This is a genomic window from Shewanella sp. SR44-3 (genome assembly GCF_014163735.1).
Lineage (GTDB): Bacteria > Pseudomonadota > Gammaproteobacteria > Enterobacterales > Shewanellaceae > Shewanella.
Window position 1 is genome coordinate 40,959 of record NZ_JACJDV010000029.1, and the last position, 7,117, is coordinate 48,075.

7 protein-coding genes are annotated in these 7,117 nt (G+C 44.9%); 6 read left to right on the forward strand and 1 reads right to left on the reverse strand.

The genetic code is table 11. The features are described from left to right. The first annotated feature begins 2 nt into the window (after positions 1 to 2). Genes napA through H5073_RS13540 form a run of 3 tightly spaced genes read left to right on the forward strand, consistent with a single transcriptional unit; the run spans position 3 to position 3,570 of the window. Positions 3 to 2,492: a nitrate reductase catalytic subunit NapA gene (gene napA / locus H5073_RS13530; protein ID WP_182680102.1), complete on the forward strand. Its 2,490-nt coding sequence runs from the start codon at positions 3 to 5 to the stop codon at positions 2,490 to 2,492. A gap of 11 nt (positions 2,493 to 2,503) precedes the next feature. After that, entirely contained in the window at positions 2,504 to 2,974 is a 471-nt protein-coding gene (locus H5073_RS13535) for a nitrate reductase cytochrome c-type subunit (protein WP_182680093.1), read from the forward strand. A gap of 8 nt (positions 2,975 to 2,982) precedes the next feature. After that, positions 2,983 to 3,570: a cytochrome c3 family protein gene (locus H5073_RS13540; RefSeq protein WP_182680094.1), complete on the forward strand. Its 588-nt coding sequence runs from the start codon at positions 2,983 to 2,985 to the stop codon at positions 3,568 to 3,570. Positions 3,571 to 3,646: 76 nt separating this feature from the next. Here the strand turns inward: H5073_RS13540 and H5073_RS13545 are convergent, their stop codons facing one another. Then, positions 3,647 to 3,931 (reverse strand): HU family DNA-binding protein, encoded by a 285-nt coding sequence (locus H5073_RS13545; protein WP_182680095.1) that lies wholly within the window; start codon positions 3,929 to 3,931, stop codon positions 3,647 to 3,649. Between the two features lie 251 nt (positions 3,932 to 4,182). Here H5073_RS13545 and H5073_RS13550 point away from each other — a divergent pair, with 251 nt between their 5' ends. The 3 genes from H5073_RS13550 (at position 4,183) to rplY (ending at position 7,032) form a co-directional block, all read left to right on the forward strand. Continuing rightward, a complete protein-coding gene (locus H5073_RS13550; protein ID WP_259394902.1) occupies positions 4,183 to 5,679 on the forward strand; it encodes a L,D-transpeptidase family protein in 1,497 nt (498 codons plus the stop codon). 170 nt (positions 5,680 to 5,849) lie between these two features. Then, positions 5,850 to 6,398: a DUF882 domain-containing protein gene (locus H5073_RS13555; RefSeq protein ID WP_182680096.1), complete on the forward strand. Its 549-nt coding sequence runs from the start codon at positions 5,850 to 5,852 to the stop codon at positions 6,396 to 6,398. A 346-nt stretch (positions 6,399 to 6,744) separates the two neighbouring features. Further along, positions 6,745 to 7,032 carry a 50S ribosomal protein L25 gene (rplY, locus tag H5073_RS13560; protein WP_182680097.1) on the forward strand — a complete coding sequence of 96 codons (288 nt, stop codon included), beginning with the start codon at positions 6,745 to 6,747 and terminating at the stop codon, positions 7,030 to 7,032. The last annotated feature ends 85 nt before the right edge of the window (positions 7,033 to 7,117 follow it).

The following is a 7,117-nucleotide window of genomic DNA, read 5'->3' on the forward strand; positions in this document are numbered from 1 at the left end:
ATATGAATAGACGTGATTTTATGAAGGCCAACGCTGTGATTGCTGCGGCAAGTGCAGCAGGCTTAGCGCTTCCTGCTGGTGCCAGTAATCTGATTACCAGCTCAGAGCAGAACAAGCTTGAGTGGAACAAAGCACCATGCCGTTTCTGCGGTACAGGCTGCTCTGTGATGGTTGCTACCCGCGAGGGTAAAGTGGTGGCCACTCATGGCGATGCCAACAGTGAAGTTAACCGCGGTTTAAGCTGCGTTAAAGGTTATTTTTTATCGAAGATCATGTATGGCCGCGACCGTTTAACCTCGCCTATGCTACGTATGACAGACGGCAAGTACGATAAACACGGTGAATTTACTCCGGTTTCTTGGGAAAAAGCCTTTGATACCATGGCTGAACGCTTCAAAGCCAGCATTAAAGCCAAAGGCCCAACATCTGTGGGTATGTTTGGCTCAGGCCAGTGGACAGTATGGGAAGGTTACGCCGCTGTTAAATTGATGAAAGCAGGCTTTGGCTCAAACAATATCGACCCCAATGCGCGTCACTGTATGGCATCAGCGGTTGCAGGTTTTATGCGTACCTTTGGTATTGATGAGCCTATGGGGTGTTATGATGACATGGAAGCGGCCGATGCCTTTGTGCTTTGGGGCTCTAACATGGCTGAAATGCATCCTATTCTTTGGACCCGCGTAACAGATCGTCGTCTCAGTGCTCCCCATGTAAAAGTGGCAGTCTTGTCAACCTTTGAACACAGATCCTTCGATCTGGCTGATTTGCCCATGGTGTTTCATCCACAGACAGATTTGGCGATTCTGAACTTCATCGCTAACTATATTATTCAAAACAACAAGGTCAATTGGGACTTTGTGAATAAGCATGTAAATTTCCGCAAAGGTACCACTGACATTGGCTATGGTCTGCGCCCTGGGCACCCGACTCAGATGAAAGCTAAAAATGCAGACACTGCAAACGATTCAACCCCTATCGATTTTGAAGCGTTTAAAAAGTTTGTTGCCGATTACGATGTCGAGTCCGTCAGCAAGCTTTCTGGTGTGCCTGAGCATAAATTGCTTGAACTGGCTGAGCTGTATGCGGATCCAAAAGTCAAAGTGACCTCCTTCTGGACCATGGGTTTCAACCAACATACTCGTGGTGTCTGGTGTAATAACTTGATGTACAACATTCACCTGTTGGTAGGTAAGATTTCATCTCCAGGTAACAGTCCGTTCTCATTGACCGGTCAGCCATCGGCTTGCGGCACCGCGCGTGAAGTGGGGACTTTCTCCCATCGTCTACCTGCAGACATGGTGGTGAATAACCCTGAACACAGAAAAATCACTGAAAATATTTGGAAAATACCCAGTGGCATTATTCCTGAAAAACCCGGTTTCCACGCGGTTGAGCAGAGCCGTCGTCTTAAAGACGGTGACTTGAACTGTTACTGGGTGCAAGTGAATAACAATATGCAAGCGGGTCCGAACATTAACGAAGAAATGCTACCGGGTTACCGTAACCCAGAGAACTTCATCGTGGTGTCTGATGCTTACCCAACGGTGACCACACAGGCCGCCGACTTAATCTTACCTACCGCTATGTGGGTTGAGAAAGAGGGCGCCTATGGTAATGCCGAGCGTCGTACTCAATTCTGGCATCAAATGGTGAAAGCGCCAGGTGAGTCAAGATCTGATCTTTGGCAGTTGATGGAATTCTCAAAGCGCTTCACAACTGATGAAGTCTGGTCTGAGGCTGTGCTTGCAGCAAACCCACAATTTAAGGGTAAAACCTTATTTGAAGTCTTGTTTAAAAATGGTCAAGTGAATAAGTTCCCACTAACGGATGCGGATGCTAAGTACCTTAACGATGAAAATGATGCCTTTGGTTTCTACGTTCAAAAAGGTTTGTTTGAAGAGTACGCAACCTTTGGCCGTGGTCATGGACACGATTTAGCTGACTTTGATACCTACCATAAAGAGCATGGCCTGCGCTGGCCTGTGGTTGATGGTAAGGAAACCAAATGGCGCTTCCGTGAAGGCTCAGATCCTTATGTCAAAGCTGGTAAAGGTTTTGAATTCTACGGCAAGCCAGATGGCAAAGCGGTGATTTTTGCACTGCCTTATGAGCCTGCTGCGGAATCGCCTGATGAAGAGTTTGACCTGTGGCTATCAACCGGCCGTGTGCTTGAGCATTGGCATTCAGGCTCTATGACTCAGCGTGTGCCAGAGCTTTACAAAGCCTTCCCAGATGCTGTGTGTTTTATGCATCCAGATGATGCTAAGAAACGTGGTTTACGTCGTGGTGATGAAGTCAAAGTGATGTCACGCCGTGGTGAAATCAAGACACGTATCGAAACTCGCGGCCGTAATAAGCCACCAGTGGGGCTAGTGTTCGTTCCTTGGTTTGATGCAAGCCAGCTCATTAATAAAGTCACCTTAGATGCAACCGATCCCATTTCTAAGCAAACCGACTTTAAGAAGTGTGCAGTTAAGGTATTGAAGGCCTAAGGAGAAGACACATGAAAAAGATCACAATAGCGTCAATTATCGCCATGTTAGGTTTATCTTTTAGCGTATTAGCAACCAGCGTACCTGAAGATCAAATCGATACTTTGCGCTTAGCGCCTATCAATGTTGAAGTCACGCCACCTTTGATGCAAAAGGTGCTCAACACGGATTTAAAGCAAGTGCGTAACTATCCAATGCAGCCGCCTTTGATCCCACACAAGACTGATGGTTATCAGTTGGATCTTAAGGTCAACAAGTGTATGCAGTGCCATGCTCGTAACAGCACAGGTCACTCACAGGCACCTATGGTCAGCGTGACGCACTACATGGACAGGGACAATAACTTCTTGGCAGAGCTTTCACCAAGACGTTACAACTGTACTCAATGTCATGTCACTCAGTTGGATGCCAAACTATTGGTTGAAAACGACTTTGTCGATGTCGATAAGTTGATCAAAGCCGACGCGGCAACTAAGAAGTAGGAGTCACTATGATAGATAAGCTGAAACAAATCTGGAAGATAGTAAATCGTCCCAGTGTTCATTACAGTTTAGGCTTCTTGACCTTGGGTGGCTTCTTGGCGGGGATCATCTTCTGGGGCGGGTTTAACACCGCCCTTGAAGTCACCAATACTGAGCAGTTCTGTATCGGTTGTCATGAGATGGAAAACAATGTTTATCAGGAGCTACAAACCACGATTCACTTCACTAACCGAAGTGGCGTGCGCGCAACCTGTCCTGATTGCCATGTGCCCCATAACTGGACCGATAAAATAGCCCGTAAAATGCAGGCATCGAAAGAAGTTTGGGGTAAGATTTTCGGCACCATCAATACCCGCGAAAAGTTTGAAGCTAAGCGTCGTCATCTTGCGGAAAATGAATGGGTACGTCTTAAAGCCAATGATTCGTTAGAGTGTCGTAACTGTCATAATTTTGATTACATGGACTTTACCCGTCAGTCAACGCGTGCTGCGCAGATGCACTCAACCTCTTTGGCAAGCGGCGAGAAAACCTGTATTGATTGCCACAAAGGCATAGCGCATCAATTACCCGATATGCATGGGGTAGAGGGCTTCTAGGCTTAACCTTCGAGTTATAGCGATAAAAAGGTCAGCAATTTGCTGACCTTTTTTATTGATTCAACACCAATAATTATTACAAAGTCGATGAGTTTAGGGCGGCTTTAAGGGTGGGAGAGAACTTAATGCTAGGCACATTCTGTCCCTCTACTTCTATGCTCTCACCTGTTTGAGGATTACGGGCGATTTGTGGCAAACGATAGCGTAGCTCGAAGGTGCCAAATTGTGGCAGAAAGATTTTATCGCCTTCAATCATACTCTGTTTTATGACCGCTAGTATTTGCTCTAATTCAATTTTAGTCTGGCGTTGAGATTGTTGAAGTTTCTGGGACATAGCGGCAATTAACTGTTGTTTGTTCATCTTGTAAATGACCTTGAATGCTTGAACAAAAAAAGAAGGCCTGCTTATAACAAGATTTTGGGGTGATTGAAAGTATACCTCGCCTTGATGGCGATTGTTTGCACCAGTTGCGGTGATTTTCATCAAGGTTACGTTTATTGTGCCTCTAGGTTTAGCCTTAGAATTAACGTTCGCAAAATAGATAATCCATGAGCACTGAGTGAGTAAATGTTTGCCATACTTTAACTCAAGGTTCATTGTCGGAGCGCGTTATGAGTCGAGGTATTACTCTGCTAGGGACTGCACTGTTAGTGACGGCACTGTCTAAGTTGCTATGGAATTTTAAGGTAAAAACCAAAGCGCTGGTATTATTACTGATGCCGTTACACCGAGGGTTAGTGTTAGCGCTGGCTCTAATATCATCTTCAGATGCCCGAGCTGAAGATCAACGTCAAGACAGTGGTTTATTGGATCACTTAAGACTTATTACACTGGTTGAACCCAGTGCCCAACGTCAGCAATGGTTAACTATCCTACATCAAGGCAGCGCCGCTGGGCGCCTCGAAATTTACGACAAAATTTTTGATAATATTGCTTACTTTTGGCAGCAACGGCAAGTGCCTATGATGGGGGGCGATTACCCACTTAATGCTGATGGATTCAACCAGCTCACGACGCGACAAAAAAGCTATGCGTTAGAGCCAAAAAATACAGCATATTTAGCCGTGATGAGCCATGTCAGGCGCATGCTGTGGTTAGATGAGCACTTAGACTGGCCTATCATAGATCCTCAAGGCTTGCTGCGCCTTAATGATGGCCATAGCAGTATCCCCTCAATTGCTCATCGCTTGAGCTTATTGGGGGATTTTTATGGCGAGCATCAAGGTTATGTGTTTAATCAAGCCTTAGATGTTGGCGTTAAAGCCTTTCAACGTCGCCATGGGCTTAAAGATGATGGTGTCATTGGCCCTAAGACGCTGGCATGGCTGAATCTTTTGCCCATAGAGAGGGCACGATTGCTGGCGGTTAACTTTGTGGCGCAAAGTGATTATCAACGTGAGCTTAATGGCAGCTATCTTCTGGTGAATATTCCCGCCTTTGACATGGTGCTGGTGGATAAAGATCAGGCCGTGCTGCATTCACGGGTGATTGTCGGTAAAAGCTATCGTCAAACGCCTGTGATGTCTGGAGCCATATCTAACTTAGTAATTAACCCTACATGGACAGTGCCCCGTAAGTTATTGCGCCAAGATGTGCTACCCCATGTGCGAAAAGACGGCCATTATTTGGCGGAGAAACAATTTGATGTGTTTGATTATCAAGGGCAGCAACAGTGGTTAACTCCCAAGGAATGGCAAGCTCTGGCTCATACTCACTTCCCTTATAAATTGGTGCAGCGACCAGGGGAGCATAATTCCCTAGGGCGTTATAAATTTCACTTTAATAATGATAAAAACATTTACCTTCATGACACGCCTACCCCTGAATTATTTGCCAATGCTGATCGGGCTTTGTCATCTGGTTGCATTCGCATTGAAAAAATAGCTGAGCTTGCCAACTGGTTCGCCTTCAATAGGGTTAATGACAAGCGGACTTGGCGTAAATTGCAAAGTAACAAACACAAGACTCAGTGGTTCTCTTTATCCCACACGTTACCGGTTCATTTAGTGTATTGGACCGCTTGGGTAGACGAGCAGCATTTAGCCCAATATCGTAACGATATTTATCATAAAGGCTCTCAGGCTCAAATCGACGTGGTTGAAAATTAGCCAGTCAATGATGATTGTCAGTGCTGCTAAGTGATTGAGCTAATTCAAAGTCGATAAAATTGTTTGTTTTATATTCAAACTTTTAGCCTACGCGACTTGCTATTATTCGCCTTTCAGTTTAATTTGCTCACCAATTGTACGAAAAACAAACAACTGATTGGTGGTCTAAGATGACATTAGCATGTCCGACTCGTCGGCAAATTTTACTGGGTCTAAGTGGCGTCGCTGTCGCGAGTTTATTACCAAACAAAGCCCACGCAAGCCGTAGCAGTAAGGGGGTAAAAGATCTGAGCTTTTATAATCGTCACACCGGCGAGCGTGGCCAAGGAGACTTTTGGGTTGACGGCCAATACCAGCAAGACGCGTTAACAGCTTTTGAACATGTACTTAGAGATCACAGACAAAATCTTTCAGCTCCGATGGATAAGCGTCTCTACGACTACTTATACAAGTTACAGCAGTTGGTGGAGTATCAAGACGAAATCCACGTTATTTCTGCTTATCGCTCACCGAAGACCAATCAAATGTTGGCCGCGCGCAGTAATGGCGTTGCTAAAAAAAGCTATCACATGAAGGGCATGGCAATGGATATTGCTATGCCAGGGATTAAGCTAGCCCATTTGCGGGATGCAGCTAAATCCCTGAAGCTAGGTGGGGTGGGGTTTTACCCAAGCTCTGGTTTTATCCACGTTGATTGCGGCCCTGTGAGGGCTTGGTAATCACGACAAACTCATTGAGGTCGGCTCCTGATCCTTGGCTTATGCAGAGCTGGTATTAGTTTATGCCTTTATTAGGGCGAGTCTACTTGTTGATTTATTATGTGTATGTTAGTATCCGCGCGTTTATTTGCACTCTCAATATCAATGGCACTATTTCAGGTAGGTGCATTAAGTTGATTAGCTTGGGTTAACTGAGGTTATCACCATGGGAGTGCCAGGTAAAAATTAGACGCAATGAAGGACACGACATTATATCTTCATCAGCATGAGTCTATTTTTTACTAATGAAATCAACATTGGTCGAGAATGTTGATCCTTTAATTATTTATTTTTAAGTGAGAAACTCATGTCTTACACTATTAAAGCACAAATTCGTACTGAAATCGGGAAAGGTTCGAGCCGCCGCCTACGTCATGCGAACAAAGTTCCAGCTGTTATCTATGGCCCAGGTAAAGAGCCAATGGTTATCGTTTTTGACCAAAAAGATATCATCAACGTTCAAGCTAACGCTGATTTTTATACTTCTGACGTAACAATCGTTGTTGACGGTAAAGACGTTAAAGTTCGTGCTAAAGCTATGCAACGTCACGCATTCAAGCCACTTATCGAACACGCAGATTTCATGTACGTTTAATTTGTAGATTGAATTAAAAAGCGCCTTAGGGCGCTTTTTTGTTTTAAACGTGTAAAGCCTAAAGCCTAAAGCCTAAAGCCTAAAG